At 34.2% G+C, this 14,183-nt stretch carries 14 protein-coding genes; 9 read left to right on the forward strand and 5 right to left on the reverse strand.

Going from position 1 to position 14,183, the window contains the following annotated elements; genetic code table 11:
• Window positions 1-66 precede the first annotated feature (66 nt).
• Together BLV91_RS07495 and BLV91_RS07500 are read right to left on the reverse strand one after the other, a co-directional pair.
• Window positions 67-2,553, reverse strand: coding sequence for a DUF5686 and carboxypeptidase-like regulatory domain-containing protein (locus BLV91_RS07495; RefSeq protein WP_091431386.1), 2,487 nt, complete (start codon window positions 2,551-2,553; stop codon window positions 67-69).
• 67 nt (window positions 2,554-2,620) lie between these two features.
• A complete protein-coding gene (locus BLV91_RS07500; RefSeq protein ID WP_091431388.1) occupies window positions 2,621-3,598 on the reverse strand; it encodes a pyruvate dehydrogenase complex E1 component subunit beta in 978 nt (325 codons plus the stop codon).
• A gap of 266 nt (window positions 3,599-3,864) precedes the next feature.
• On the opposite strand from BLV91_RS07500, the gene BLV91_RS07505 reads away from it, so the two are divergent.
• The 4 genes from BLV91_RS07505 to BLV91_RS07520 all read left to right on the forward strand — a co-directional run bounded on the left by BLV91_RS07505 (window position 3,865) and on the right by BLV91_RS07520 (window position 7,365).
• Window positions 3,865-4,611: an electron transfer flavoprotein subunit beta/FixA family protein gene (locus tag BLV91_RS07505; RefSeq protein WP_091431391.1), complete on the forward strand. Its 747-nt coding sequence runs from the start codon at window positions 3,865-3,867 to the stop codon at window positions 4,609-4,611.
• An 84-nt stretch (window positions 4,612-4,695) separates the two neighbouring features.
• Window positions 4,696-5,664, forward strand: a complete 969-nt coding sequence (locus tag BLV91_RS07510; protein ID WP_091431393.1) for an electron transfer flavoprotein subunit alpha/FixB family protein — start codon at window positions 4,696-4,698, stop codon at window positions 5,662-5,664.
• 164 nt (window positions 5,665-5,828) lie between these two features.
• On the forward strand, window positions 5,829-6,458 hold the full coding sequence (locus BLV91_RS07515) for a bifunctional nuclease family protein (protein WP_091431395.1): 630 nt from the start codon (window positions 5,829-5,831) through the stop codon (window positions 6,456-6,458).
• A gap of 82 nt (window positions 6,459-6,540) precedes the next feature.
• Window positions 6,541-7,365 carry a thymidylate synthase gene (locus BLV91_RS07520; protein WP_091431397.1) on the forward strand — a complete coding sequence of 275 codons (825 nt, stop codon included), beginning with the start codon at window positions 6,541-6,543 and terminating at the stop codon, window positions 7,363-7,365.
• A 19-nt stretch (window positions 7,366-7,384) separates the two neighbouring features.
• Here BLV91_RS07520 and BLV91_RS07525 read toward each other — a convergent pair whose 3' ends face one another.
• On the reverse strand, window positions 7,385-7,681 hold the full coding sequence (locus BLV91_RS07525; protein ID WP_091431399.1) for an isoamylase early set domain-containing protein: 297 nt from the start codon (window positions 7,679-7,681) through the stop codon (window positions 7,385-7,387).
• Window positions 7,682-7,918: 237 nt separating this feature from the next.
• Here BLV91_RS07525 and BLV91_RS07530 point away from each other — a divergent pair, with 237 nt between their 5' ends.
• Both BLV91_RS07530 and BLV91_RS07535 read left to right on the forward strand, forming a co-directional pair.
• On the forward strand, window positions 7,919-8,266 hold the full coding sequence (locus tag BLV91_RS07530) for a 2TM domain-containing protein (RefSeq protein ID WP_091431401.1): 348 nt from the start codon (window positions 7,919-7,921) through the stop codon (window positions 8,264-8,266).
• A complete protein-coding gene (locus BLV91_RS07535) occupies window positions 8,263-8,745 on the forward strand; it encodes a dihydrofolate reductase (RefSeq protein ID WP_091431403.1) in 483 nt (160 codons plus the stop codon). The genes BLV91_RS07530 and BLV91_RS07535 overlap by 4 nt, the downstream gene beginning before the upstream one ends.
• Before the next feature lie 55 nt (window positions 8,746-8,800).
• Here BLV91_RS07535 and BLV91_RS07540 read toward each other — a convergent pair whose 3' ends face one another.
• Window positions 8,801-9,100, reverse strand: a complete 300-nt coding sequence (locus tag BLV91_RS07540) for a hypothetical protein (protein ID WP_091431661.1) — start codon at window positions 9,098-9,100, stop codon at window positions 8,801-8,803.
• A 242-nt stretch (window positions 9,101-9,342) separates the two neighbouring features.
• Between BLV91_RS07540 and ubiE the strand changes: the two genes are divergently transcribed.
• Together ubiE and porT are read left to right on the forward strand one after the other, a co-directional pair.
• On the forward strand, window positions 9,343-10,074 hold the full coding sequence (gene ubiE, locus BLV91_RS07545) for a bifunctional demethylmenaquinone methyltransferase/2-methoxy-6-polyprenyl-1,4-benzoquinol methylase UbiE (protein ID WP_091431405.1): 732 nt from the start codon (window positions 9,343-9,345) through the stop codon (window positions 10,072-10,074).
• Window positions 10,075-10,094: 20 nt separating this feature from the next.
• Complete coding sequence (porT, locus tag BLV91_RS07550; protein ID WP_175513971.1) at window positions 10,095-10,814, forward strand: type IX secretion/gliding motility protein PorT/SprT; 720 nt, start codon at window positions 10,095-10,097, stop codon at window positions 10,812-10,814.
• Window positions 10,815-10,851: 37 nt separating this feature from the next.
• Here the strand turns inward: porT and BLV91_RS07555 are convergent, their stop codons facing one another.
• The gene (locus tag BLV91_RS07555; protein WP_091431410.1) at window positions 10,852-11,577 is read right to left on the reverse strand and encodes a TrmH family RNA methyltransferase; all 726 of its coding nucleotides are present in this window, start codon (window positions 11,575-11,577) and stop codon (window positions 10,852-10,854) included.
• Window positions 11,578-11,614: 37 nt separating this feature from the next.
• Between BLV91_RS07555 and tamL the strand changes: the two genes are divergently transcribed.
• Entirely contained in the window at window positions 11,615-14,179 is a 2,565-nt protein-coding gene (gene tamL / locus BLV91_RS07560) for a translocation and assembly module lipoprotein TamL (RefSeq protein ID WP_091431412.1), read from the forward strand.
• Window positions 14,180-14,183 lie beyond the last annotated feature (4 nt).

Genomic DNA, 14,183 nt, shown 5'->3' on the forward strand with positions numbered 1-14,183 from the left:
TGGAAACGGCATCCTTTTATGCCGGGGTTCGGCATAAAAGATACAGTGAACAGCTGGATATAGCTCCTAGAAATAAAACCCAAATGATCCTTTGACAGAAAAACGCTGTGCATCAGGTGTATTCAAGTAATTCCCTCTCCATGTAAAATCGATGCGAAATACCTTGAAGATATTACCAATACCAGCACTGTATTCCCAATATCCCCTTTCAGGTGCATTGTAAACTAAGCCTGAAGCATTGATTGCTCTATTTTCATCTGATATAGTTCCGTAAACTCCTTTTACTCCAATAATTTCTCTCCAATTAAGCTTTCTCATAAAAGGAATCCTGGCAAAAAGTCTTCCGCTGAAATTATGATTCCACTCTAAAGTCGCATATTGGTCAGTCACAAACTCATAAAAATTAAGGTTGCTAAATGTATTTTCAATAGTAAAATAGGTTTGGTTTCCAGGAATAACACTCATTAAACCCAAAGGAATTGTTCCAAAAGTTTTCCCCACTTCCATAATTATGTTAGTGCGTCCTAATGGCCCAATAATGATAGGCTGCTTGTAATACATTTGTATTTTCTCATACTGGAAATCACTGTCCAAAAGCCCTTTAAAACCATGACTGTAGTTCAGGTAAAAACGACTGAACGGGCTGTCAACATTATCTCTTTCTACAGCGTATCCAATTGTTTTCCTGTTAGGCGTATATTCTACTTGGAAATTTACTTCTGATTGCTTCACATCACTTTTTGTCGTCGTATGTGCCGCGTCTGTATAATAATCCAAACTAAAAGTCTCAGAAGCAGACTCCAAAGTCCTATAAGAGAATCCAGATTGAAAAGTCAAATTCTTAATAGGTTCCATTTCGATACCAACATTAGTAAGATTGATATTGGTAAGTTTTCCATTACTACCAGACGAAAAAACGGATGATGAAGCAAAGCTTCTTCCTAAAACATCATTTGTCGAAGTCAGACTGGCTCCAATTTGTTCAATATCACGTCTGTTCCCCCCTGATAAAATAATTCGGTTTTTCTTGTCTACCATCCATTTACCAGAAATCCCGTATTTGAATTTTTCATCGTTAAATCCATAAGCAGTATATCCTTGCAAACGCCAAGTATCATTAGGTCCAAAATAAGTCCTTCCTCCAGCTCTTAGTCTTACTCCTTCTACTTCATTATAGCCAAATGATGAAAATATTGGACCATAATCAAAATTGCCTATCTGTATATAACCGCTACCTAGAATTTGGACTAAATTATATAATTGCTTAAATTTATTTACGGTTTGCAAAGTGTCCAGCATTTTGTAAACCCCTCTTTCGTCCTTGGTTAACCTTTCGAAACGGTTGTCCTCCCAATATTCTTCTGATTTATTGTAAACAGCATTATCAATATAACTGACCTCTTCTTTATAAAACGATGCTGGTTTCTCTTTATTAAATACGTGATTGTCATAAAGAGTTGTTCGCTTACCATAAACTCCTTTTGATTCTTCTTTTTTATTTAAAGCAAAATCGGACATCATATAGTCACGCGTTAACAAAAATATTGAGTCATTCTCGACATCAAATTCTTGCTCGATGTAAATATCTTTTACCCAGTTAATATTGGCACTTTTAGTAACTGCCATATTAATTTTCTTGATTGCATAAGTAGTATCATTAACCCAAAAGTCTCCTTTAAAAGTCAATTCGTTTTTTCTTCTTGGATAAAAAACAATATTATAACACCACTTATTACCTATATATGCACTGTCTTTTAATACATAATTATAGGTATCAATCCCTGTTTTAGACAATGGGCTGGTGAAACTTTTATCAAAAAAGACCAAGTGATTGTTGTAAATATCATAATCAGAATACAAATCTTTCACGAAAGACATGATTTGCTGATTGTTACTGAATCCTGAATTTTTATTTGCCGTCAATTTTTCCTTTACTTTACCCAACTTATTGTTTCCATAAACTTCAGATAATGACTCATTTATAAATATGGGCAAATACGTTTTTCCTGTAACTCGAGAAGTGTCTACGTGATCGAATATAAATTCCATCCCCTTAAACAATTTGTTTTTCATAAAAGCACTGTCAATGGTGTTCATGTCAAACTCAATTTTCTCGTACTTTTTCATTTCGTATTGGTCAAATTGACTCAAGCCGTTTTTACGTTTTCTTTCCCATATTTTCCTAAGTATTTCAAGAGCGGGGTTATCTTTCTTAGAAGTCTTTCCAGTAAAAATTACAACTTCCTTCAAGTTTTCGGCTTCATTTAACAGAATCCTAAAATTATAATTAATCGCTTTTTCCAACGTAATTTCCCTATCAGAAAATCCCACAGAAGTAACTACCACTGCAGTATATATCTTAGCAGATTCTAGATAAAAACGACCGTCTTCATTTGCAACAGTCCCTTCATTAGATCCTTTGAAGGCAATGTTTGCAAAAGGAACCGGCAAGTTTGTTTTGTCCACAATTATTCCGCTCACTTTAGTTTGAGCAAAGACAGCGCTAACTTGGACTAACAAACAAAGCAAACTGAATATTATAATCTTTTTCATAAGTTATTTTAAAAAAAAACTTCACCATACGAACGCATGATGAAGCCTTTACAATCTATTTATTGTATTATTTATACATTACTTTTTTAACCGCTTTGATTACATCATCAGCGTTTGGCAACCATTCTTTTAACAATACTGGAGAATAAGGCGCTGGTGTATCAGCAGTCGTAATTCTTTGTATTGGCGCATCAAGAAAGTCAAAAGCACGTTCTTGAACGATATAAGTAATTTCAGAAGCAACACTTGCAAAAGGCCAAGCTTCTTCAAGAACTACCAATCTATTTGTTTTTTTAACTGAAGTTAAGATTGTTTCGTAATCCATAGGACGTACGGTTCTTAAATCTATAATTTCACATGAAATTCCTTCTTTAGCTAATTCCTCTGCAGCAATATGAGCTTCTTTAATGATTTTTCCAAAAGAAACGATAGTTACATCTGTTCCTGGACGTTTGATATCAGCAACACCTATTGGAATTACATACTCACCATCTGGAACTTCTCCTTTATCACCATACATTTGCTCTGATTCCATGAAAATCACAGGATCGTTATCACGTATTGCAGCTTTTAAAAGTCCTTTAGCATCATAAACCGTAGAAGGAACAATTACTTTAAGACCTGGAGTGTTAGCAAACCAGTTTTCCAAAGCTTGAGAGTGAGTCGCCCCTAATTGTCCAGCTGAAGCAGTTGGTCCACGAAAAACGATAGGCACATTAAACTGTCCTCCTGTCATCTGACGCATTTTAGCTGCGTTGTTTATAATTTGATCAATCCCAACAAGACAGAAATTGAAAGTCATGTATTCCACAATTGGTCTGCAACCATTCATTGCTGAACCTACTGCAATCCCTGTAAATCCAAGCTCGGCAATAGGAGTATCGATCACTCGTTTCGCTCCAAATTCCGCAAGCATACCTTTTGATGCCTTGTAAGCGCCATTATATTCGGCAACCTCTTCACCCATTAAGTATATAGACTCATCATTACGCATTTCTTCGCTCATCGCTTCACAAATGGCCTCTCTAAATTGTATCGTTCTCATATTTGATATTGTAAGTGTAATTTTCGAAAAGCAAAAATAAATATTTTATATCATTTAAATGCATAAAATGCTCTAAAATAATTAGAAGCTATTTCCGGCTATTCGCTATATCTTCCTGTGGCTAAAGGAGCCACAAGAAGGATGCCGCTGCTATCCGGGCTACGAAATCGTAATAGCTATTAAAAATTATTATGCACGCATAGTATATTATTCGATTTATTATTTTAAATTTGTAAAAGAAATTAAGTAAAATAAAAAATATAACCATGAAAATATTAGTTTGCATCAGCCACGTTCCTGATACTACTTCGAAGATAAACTTCGTTAATGGCGACTCAGAATTTGATACTAACGGAGTACAATATGTAATCAATCCAAATGATGAATTTGGTTTGACACGTGCTATTTGGTTCCAAGAGCAACAAGGAGCAACTGTTACTGTAGCCAATGTTGGTGGACCAGAAACAGAACCTACTTTAAGAAAAGCATTAGCAATTGGCGCAAACGAAGCAATTCGTATCAACGCAAATCCAACCGATGGTTTTTTCGTAGCAACACAACTTGCTGAAGTAATTAAAAGCGGAGGTTATGATCTTGTTATCGCAGGAAAAGAATCATTAGACTATAACGGTGGAATGGTTCCGGGAATGATTGCAGGAATTCTAGGAAACAACTTCGTAAACTCTTGTACTGGTATCACGGTTGAAGGAACAGCAGTAAAAGCAGTTCGCGAAATTGATGGTGGAAAAGAAACAGTTTCAACTACTTTACCATTAATTATTGGTGGTCAAAAAGGTTTAGTTGAAGAAAAAGACTTGCGTATTCCAAATATGAGAGGAATTATGACTGCAAGATCTAAAGCATTAACGATTGTTGAGCCAGTTGCCGCTTCAGTAAATACTAAGGCAGTAAAATTTGAAAAGCCAGCAGCTAAATCAGCAGTGAAATTAATTTCTCCTGATAATTTAGATGAGTTAATCGACCTTTTACACAACGAAGCGAAAGTAATATAATTTTAAATTATGTATTTTAAATTGTGAATTGACATTCTCAAAAACATTTAAAATTAATAATTCAACATTCAAAATAAAAAAATTATGTCAATATTAATATATGCAGAATCTGCTGAAGGAAAATTCAAGAAAGTTGCTTTCGAATTGGCTTCATATGCAAAAAAAGTAGCTGAATCATTAGGAACCACTGTAACTGCAGTAACAGTTAATGCTGGAGATGTTTCTGAATTATCAAAATATGGAGTTGATAAAGTACTAAAAGTAAACAACGACAAATTAGCCAGTTTTATCGCTAAAGCATATGCTGACGTTATCAAACAAGCAGCACAAAAAGAAAGTGCAAAACTAGTTTTACTTTCTTCTACTACAGACAGCATTTACCTTTCTTCATTAGTAGCAGTAGCTCTAGAAGCAGGTTTTGCTTCAAATGTGGTAGGATTGCCTGTTAGCACTTCTCCTTTTCAAGTAAGAAGAAATGCTTTCTCAAACAAAGCTTTCAATATCACTGAAATCTCAACTGATGTAAAAGTACTTGGTCTTGCCAAAAACTCTTACGGACTTGTCGAAACTGCATCTACATTAACCGAAGAAGATTTTGATCCATCAATTGGAGAAAGTGATTTTGGAGTAAAAGTAGAATCAGTAGAAAAAGTATCTGGAAAAGTTTCTATCGCTGACGCTGACATCGTGGTTTCAGCAGGTCGTGGATTAAAAGGACCTGAAAACTGGGGTATGATTGAAGAATTAGCTACAGTTCTTGGAGCAGCGACAGCTTGTTCTAAACCAGTTTCCGACTTAGGATGGAGACCTCATGGAGAACACGTAGGGCAAACAGGAAAACCAGTTGCAACTAATTTATATATCGCTATCGGTATATCTGGAGCGATACAACATATTGCAGGAATTAGCTCATCAAAAGTAAAAGTAGTCATCAATACCGACCCTGAAGCTCCTTTTTTCAAAGTAGCCGATTACGGAATTGTAGGAGATGCCTTTGATGTTGTACCCAGACTGATCGAGAAATTTAAAGCATTCAAGGCACAACAGTCATAATGTAATATTCTTCAAGAAATATAGCTGCCTGAAAATAAGATAATCGTACCTTTGTTTTCAGGCAGTTTTTTTGTCTGTCATTTTTTTATTAAAATTGCACCCAAATTTAATAAAGAAAATTAAATCTTTAAATTAGGTACTCTGTACTTTTCATTTCAGTAAATATGAGCTTAGTTAAACTATCCATAAAAGGAATTTCATACAGTCAAACACAAAACGGGGCCTATGCACTGATTTTGAATGAAGTTGACGGCGAAAGAAAGTTACCCATTGTTATAGGTGCTTTTGAAGCGCAGTCAATCGCTATTGCCTTAGAAAAAGAAATTAAGCCACCACGCCCCTTGACGCATGATTTGTTTAAAAACTTTGCAGAGCGTTTTGATATTGTTGTAAAGCAAGTCATCATTCACAAACTAGTTGATGGCGTATTTTACTCCAGCATCATTTGCGAAAGAGACAAAATAGAAGAAATTATTGATGCGAGAACTTCAGACGCAATTGCACTAGCATTACGCTTCAACGCACCAATCTTTACTTATAAAAATATCTTAGACAAAGCTGGTATTTATCTCAAAGCAAACTCTCAAGAAGAAGACAAAGACGCACAAGAAATCGATGACATTCTGTCTAATCCAGAAACCTTTGGTAAAGAGGAAGAGGGAAGTCAATCCGGACGCATGTATATGAAACACAGCCTAGAAGAATTGAATGACTTACTTGGTCAGGCTGTAGCGCATGAAGACTACGAGAAAGCAGCGCAAATAAGAGACGAAATTTCAAAAAGAGAATCGTAATAAATTGTCTAATCTTTAATTTGGTTATTTTTGAATTTAAAACCAAATTAACCCTTTATCGAATTACCAAATAAACCTTTCAATGAAGCAATATTTAGATTTAGTGCAACACGTGATGGAAAACGGTTGTCAAAAAGGAGACCGAACTGGTACTGGTACAAAAAGTGTTTTTGGACACCAAATGCGTTTTGACCTAAGTGAAGGTTTCCCAATGGTTACCACAAAAAAACTACACCTTAAATCTATTGTTTACGAATTGCTTTGGTTCCTGAAAGGGGATACAAATATTAAATATCTTCAAGATAACGGAGTTAAAATCTGGGATTCTTGGGCTGATAAAAATGGAGATTTGGGACCAGTATACGGCCACCAATGGCGCAACTGGAACAGTGAAGAAATAGATCAAATTAAAGATCTGATTAAAGAACTAAAAACCAATCCCAATAGCCGCAGAATGATTGTTTCCGCTTGGAACCCATCAGTACTGCCGGACACTACAAAATCATTTGACGAAAACGTTGCTAACAACAAAGCAGCACTACCCCCTTGTCATGCATTCTTTCAATTTTATGTAGCCGACGGCAAACTATCCTGCCAGCTATACCAGCGAAGCGCCGACATCTTTTTAGGAGTGCCCTTTAATATTGCCTCATACGCACTGTTGACAATGATGATTGCTCAAGTGTGTGATTTAGAAGCTGGAGAATTTATCCACACTTTTGGCGATGCACATATTTACAACAATCATTTTGAACAACTAGAATTGCAATTATCCAGGGAACCAAAATCATTACCAAAAATGATATTGAACCCTGCAATAAAAGACATATTCGAATTTGATTTTAACGACTTCACCCTTGAAGGATATGAACCACATCCAGGAATAAAAGGCAGCGTTGCCGTTTAAAATAAAAAAGGTGTTTTAACTATACAGTCAAAACACCGTTTTCATTACCTGCAAATTCATTCCATAAGAAAGAATCTGATTCTGTTTCATTGACAAAAGCACCGTCAATTACATATTTAAATTCATAAGATGCGTCTTTATCTATATTAAAAACACCTTTAAAAGTTCCATTTTTCAACTTACTTAAAGCTCCTTCCTCAGGATTCCAATTGTTAAAATCACCAATAACCGAAGCTACATTTGCTTCCTTAGCCTCCACCGAAAAAGTAACTTTACAAACCGGTTTTGTTTTTATAAATTGTTTTTTTATCGACATAACTATTTCATTTTTAGATTTATGCAACAAAGAAAACAAATTTCAGCGAACTTTTCATGTACAGCACAAAGTTTTAGGACAATGAGCTAAACTATGTTAAATTTTAGCCAAATTATTAAATTAACAGATACTAAATTTTATTAAATAAAAAAGAAAACGTTTTCACAATAAATATTCCCAATCCTAAATAGTGACTTAACAAATTAAATTTTATCTTTATCAACTAAAATTTAACTTATGGAAAGAGAGCAACATGAACTCTACGAATATGCCCGTAAAAGAATAAAACAAAAGAAAGGGCTCTATTTTCATTTTGTCCTTTTGTTTTTAGTGAGTTTATTTATTTTTGTTTCTACAAAAATTTTTAATTTTAGTCCAGATGCAAACTGGTATATATGGTTAATTACAGTCTGGTTATTCCTTTTTATTTTGCACTTTATCAAAGTATACATTACGGATCGTTTCATGAATAAAAACTGGGAAAGGGAACAGATAGACCGTCTTGTCGCTTTACAGCAAAAAAAAATAGCTGAGTTAGAAACGCATATTATCGAAGACACTTCAAAACAAGAACAACAATTATGATAATAATGATTGCGGCTGCATCGGAAAACAATGCACTTGGAAAAAATAACGAATTAGTCTGGCATTTACCAAATGACTTCAAACGATTTAAAAACCTTACTTCAGGACATCATATCATTATGGGAAGAAAAACATTTGAAAGCTTCCCTAAACCGCTTCCTAACAGAACCCATATTGTCATAAGCAGACAAGAAGACTACAATCCAGAAGGCTGTCTTGTTGTAAGCAGCATGGAAAAAGCATTAGAAATTTGCCCTAAGGATGAAACATCCTTCATTATTGGCGGTGGAGAAATCTATAAATTGGGAATGCCTTTTTCAGACAAAATTGAACTCACAGTAGTTCATCACAATTTTGAGGCAGATGCTTTTTTTCCGGAGATAAACATAGAGGAATGGGAGATTACAAGTTCTGAATTTCAATCAAAGGATGAGAAACATCTTTTTGATTATACCTATCAAACATATTCTAGAAAATAAAAACACCCCAACAAGTTGGGGTGTTTTTTTTTACATCAATGATCGGGAAAATGACCTACTCTTGAAAGAGAATTTGATAACTTAATACAAAAATAACAAATGCTAAAAATACTCCAGAAATGAAGATGATAACATTTGATGTTTTTTGAGAGTACATCTCAAAAAAGCCTTTAATACCAAATACCACGAAGGTACTAAAGACATAGAAAATTAAAATTTCCAAAAACAAATTTAATCCTAAGAACGTATGTTGCGCTAAATATGCACTACTGCTTTTTAATACAGCACCATCAAAAAAACCAACAAGAACAAGCGATATGATTAGCGCAAGAAGCAACCACTTGATTTGGTTCATTAATTCCCTTTTGATCATTGAATTAAATCATTCTATTTAACATTGTAAAATTCGTCATAATTATCCTTAGCCACAATACCCACTTTTAGTGATATTTCAATTATTTTACAATTAACTTCTTCCATGCTATTTTTGTCTAAATTCAAAAATAAAACTCCTTTATAGAATAATTTTTCTTCCTTTTCCGTAATCTCTTTTATAGTTCAAACTAGATTGTATTATATTTGTGCAAATTAAAAAAAATGTCAAAAAACATAACACCCTACAAAAATTCAGCTCTAGGCAAAAAAGAACAAGTTGCAAAAATGTTCGATACCATATCTGGGAATTACGACAACTTAAATCGCGTCATTTCTTTTGGAATAGATATCAAGTGGCGTAAAAAGGTTTTGCAAATTGTAGCTGAATCGAATCCGAAAACAATTTTGGATATCGCGACAGGAACCGGTGATTTGGCTATTTTAATGGCACAAACAAATGCTGAAAAAATTGTTGGCTTGGACATATCTGCTGGTATGCTTGAAGTGGGAGTAAAAAAGATTGCCGATAAGAAACTTTCTAATACTATAGAAATGATTTTGGGTGATTCAGAAAACATGCCTTTTGAAGACAATTCATTTGACGCCATAACCGTCGCTTTTGGAGTTAGAAACTTTGAAACACTCGAAAAAGGATTAGCTGAAATACTAAGAGTTTTAAAACCAAACGGGGTATTTGTGATTTTAGAAACTTCTGTACCAGATAAAACACCGTACAAACAAGGTTATAATTTTTACAGCAAAAACATACTACCTATAATTGGAAAATTGTTTTCCAAAGACAATGTAGCCTACGGTTATCTCTCAGAATCAGCAGCGGCTTTCCCTTATGGAGAAGCTTTAAACAATATTTTGAAGAAAGTTGGGTTTATAGATGTGATAGCGATGCCTCAAACCTTTGGAGTAGCCACTATCTATTCAGCATCTAAAAAATAATCCATAGAGATATTTCCCATATGAAAAAAATAGTTGTCCTTATTTTACTCGTTTTGTCTTTTAAAGGCAACTCACAGTTTAAAAATAGCATGTTCGCTAAAGACCCTATAATAAATTTGGAGAATTTTCAAAAAGACAGAATATACTATGGCTATTATTTAGGATTCAACTCGTTTGATTTCAAGATAGATTACAGAACAGTAAGTCCTGACATCCAAGTTAAAAAAACAACGGGATTCAATGTGGGTATTGTGGCAGATCTAAAGCTTCAGGAATACATTAATTTGCGATTTGAACCTGGCCTATATTACACAAAAAGAGATTTAAACTATCCTGATTCTTATTTTGAAACGACAGCGACACCTTCAGATAAATTAAGAGAGGTAAATAGTACTTATATCCATTTCCCTTTACTATTGAAGTTTTCCTCAATGCGAACAGGTAATATACGCCCTTATTTATTGGGAGGTGTTTCCGCGACTTTGAATTTATCTAGTAATTCAAAATCAAAAGACGATAATGCCGAACAGAGATTTAGAGTAAAATCATGGACTACCAATTATGAGCTGGGTTTTGGTATTGATTTATTTTCGGAATATTTCATATTCTCTCCTTCAATAAGAGGTGTTTTTGGAATTTCTGATGAGTTAATTCGCGACAAAGACATAAATAGTCCTTGGACCGGAAATATCGAATCCTTAAAGTCAAGAGCGATCCTGATTAACTTTACGTTTCACTAAGTATTAGTAATCGCTTTCCCTTTTTTAGTATCCTTTCCTAGCCTCTTCTAAACTCACTAAGGATAATCGCTGTAGCTGTTGCCACATTTAAACTCTCCGTTTTTTGAACCTCGCCAAAACGAGGAATTGAAAGTCTGTTTTCAATCACTTTCTCAAGTTCTTCAGAAATACCGTTCGCCTCATTACCCATGATAATTATTCCTTCTTGCGGTAAGCTGGTTTTATAAATATTCAAGCCATCCATAAAAGTACCAAAAACGGGTAATTGAGTCTCTGAAATAAACTCTTTTAAATCAACATAGCTTACATTTACTCTTGCAATAGACCCCATTGTTGCCTGTACCACTTTAGGATTATAGATATCAACTGTTTCCTTTGAACACACTAATTGTTCAACGCCAAACCAATCACACAATCTCAAAATTGTCCCCAAGTTCCCTGGGTCACGTATGGAGTCTAAAGCAACAATTAAACCGGATTCCTTCACTTTTTTCTCAACAGGCATTTTAAATACAGCCAAACAAGTATTTGGTGTTGCCAAAGCACTTATTTTTTTTAAATCCGTTTCATGTACCAAAGTCTTTTTTGCAAATAAAACATCTTCAAAATCGTTTTGAGTAGTGTATAAATGGTCAAGTTCAAAATTAGATTCTAATAATTCTTGAATCACTTTTACACCTTCGGCAAAAAACAATTGATGGGCAATTCGATACTTTTTTTGTTGTAAACTCGATATAAGTTTTATTTGGTTTTTACTAACCATAAAAATATGTACTTTTGGATTAAATATTTTAGAACACTTGAGAAAAATTTCGACAAAAATAGCAGCATTTATCCTAATAGCAACACTAATTTTAGCTTGTAACGCTGAAAAAAGGGTTCCTGATGGAAAACAACTCCTGATAAAAAATCAAATAACAGTAAATGGCAAAGCTACCAAGGAAGAAAATGTCTTTAATCAACTGTATCAAAAACCAAACAGTACCTTGCTATTAGGCTATCGTTTGCGTTTGAATTTATACAATTTAGCAAATCTAAACCCTGACTCCACTTACCAAGCCAAATTTACTAATAATCCGGGGAAATACGAAAGAAAATCCAAGTGGCTATCAGCAAAACAAGTCGATCGTCTTGGAAAATCATTTTGGTACCATGGAATCCATGATTTTTTAAAAAAAACAGGTGAACCACCAGTAATTATTGAAAAACAAAAAACTGATAAATCATTATTACGTTTAAAATATTACTATTTCAATAATGGTTTCTTTAATGTAACAGCAAACAATGAAATTGACACTATAAGTATCAAAAGAGCAAAAGTAAAATACGAAATCAAAACTGGAAACGGCTATTTACTTGACACTATAAAAACAAGCATCAGCACCCCCGTTTTAGACTCATTATACGAGACAATTAGAGACAATAGCATCATTAAGTCTGGAAAGCAGTACCGAACCGTTGATTTTGAAGATGAAAAAAATAGAATTGCCTCCCATTTTAGAAATAATGGCGTTTATTTTTTCCAACCCACTTACGTGAATTATGACATCGATACGATTAATAAAAAAAACAAAGCTGATGTCAATCTTATTATCAATGACTATTCCTATCAGGAAAAAGACTCTACCAGAACTGAGCCTTTTAAAATATATCGAATAAGTGATGTAAACATTTATACGGACTACTCTCCCAACAATAATACTTTAAAAATAACAGATAGCACCAGCACTAAAAATTTCAACTTCTACAGTCAAAATAAATTAAAATATAAGCCTCACGCAATTACTAACGCTATTTTCATTACAAAAGGCTCGCTTTTTGCCGACAACAAAACAGTCTTAACGACGCGGTATTTAAACAATCTTAAGATTTTTAACTACCCTAGCATCCAATATGAGATTGATTCCAGAGACACAACATACAGCTCTTTAATCGCTAAAATTTATTTAACACCACGTAAAAAATTCAGTTTTGGAATCTCACTAGACGTTACACATTCCAACATTCAGGACATCGGAATCGCACTAAGCATCTCCGAAACCATCCGAAATGTTTTTAAAGGTGCTGAAACGCTGGAAATTTCAGCGCGTGGAAATATTGGATCATCAAAAGATTTGGCGAACCCAAACAATCAGTTCTTTAATGTTTCTGAATATGGACTTGATTTAAAGTTAAATTTCCCACGAATTTTCATGCCTTTCTCCACCGAAAAAATCATACAAAAAAGTATGCTTCCATCAACACTGATGGCTGTAGGTTTTGCAAGACAACAAAATATTGGATTAGACAAAGAAAACTTCACCGGTTCATTTTCTTATAACTGGACTCCTAAAAAAAACAATACAGCCCGCTTCGACCTCTTCAACGTGCAATTTGTTAGAAACTTAAATCCTGACAATTATTTCAATGTTTATGGATCTTCCTATGACGCCTTGAATGCTATTGGAAAAATATACAATACGGAATCAACCTATTTTGACAACGACACTGACAAAAATTTAATCATTGAAAGCGGAACTTCTGGCTTCATAAACGATGTTTTAGATTTACAAACAGATTTGACTTCATCTGACAGCTATTATGCAGATGTAAAAAGCATCGAAGAAAGAAGAGTGAGACTTACAGAGAATGATTTTATTCTTGCAACCAACTTTACTTTTACAAAAACAACTAAAACTGATTTACAGGACAATACTTTTTATCTATTTAAAACAAAAATTGAATCTGCAGGCTCACTCTTATCGCTAATTTCAAATACCACGAATCAGACTGTCAATGTCAATGGAAAATATGAACTCTTTAATTTAGAGTATTCAGAATATATAAAAACGGAATTTGATTATATCAAACATTGGGATTTGACGAAGGAAAAGGTCTTTGCCGTAAGAAGCTTTTTTGGAATCGCCATCCCTTTTGGAAATTCTGATAACGTTCCCTTTTCGAGAAGTTATTTCTCAGGTGGATCAAATGACAATAGAGCATGGCAACCATATAGTTTAGGTCCCGGAAGTAGCGGAGCGACAAATGACTTTAATGAAGCCAACATGAAAATTGCATTGAGCACTGAATTTAGATTTAAAATTTTAGGCGATTTAAAAGGAGCCCTTTTTGCTGATGCGGGTAATATCTGGAATATTTATGATAATGTCGTTGATGAGAAGTCAACATTCACTGGTTTCAAAAGCCTAAAAGACATCGCCTTGGGTACTGGTTTTGGATTACGATACGATTTAAGTTTTTTTGTACTACGCTTTGATTTTGGATTTAAAACTTACAATCCCGCTAATGAAACGGGGGAGAAATGGTTTCGCGAGTACAACTTTGGACACTCAGTTTTAAATTTTGGGATAAATTACCCCTTCTAATGCT

Source organism: Flavobacterium degerlachei (assembly GCF_900106645.1).
In the GTDB taxonomy this organism is placed as follows: domain Bacteria; phylum Bacteroidota; class Bacteroidia; order Flavobacteriales; family Flavobacteriaceae; genus Flavobacterium; species Flavobacterium degerlachei.